The organism is Kytococcus schroeteri, from assembly GCF_002847825.1.
In the GTDB taxonomy this organism is placed as follows: Bacteria; Actinomycetota; Actinomycetes; order Actinomycetales; family Dermatophilaceae; genus Kytococcus; species Kytococcus schroeteri.
Genome location: NZ_PKIZ01000089.1, coordinates 1 through 359, shown reverse-complemented (window position 1 = coordinate 359; position 359 = coordinate 1). Strand labels below are relative to the sequence as shown.

The 359-nt window shown below is 68.5% G+C and carries 1 protein-coding gene; it reads left to right on the top strand.

From position 1 onward, the window contains the following. Positions 1 to 12 precede the first annotated feature (12 nt). The coding region (locus tag CYJ76_RS11640) for an MMPL family transporter (RefSeq protein WP_238138239.1) at positions 13 to 359 on the top strand (347 nt) is incomplete at its 3' end.

Below are 359 nucleotides of genomic sequence, written 5' to 3'. Positions count from 1 at the left end.
CGCGACGCGGGCATGGACGTGGAGGTCGGCGGCCCTGGCTTCGGAGACCCCATCGCCGTCGAGCCGATCTCGGAGATCGCGGGCGTGGTGGTCGCGCTGATCATCCTGTTCTTCACGTTCGGTTCGCTGCTGGCGGCGGGGTTGCCGCTGGCTACCGCGATCGTGGGCGTGGGTATTGGCGCGCTGGTGACTGTCGGTGCGACGGCGGTGCTGCCGCTGAACTCCATCACGCCGACGCTGGGGCTGATGATCGGCCTGGCCGTCGGCATCGACTACGCGCTGTTCATCATGTCGCGTTACCGCGATGAGCTGCGGCAAGGGCGGTCGCGCCCGGATGCGATTGGCTTGGCCACGGGAAC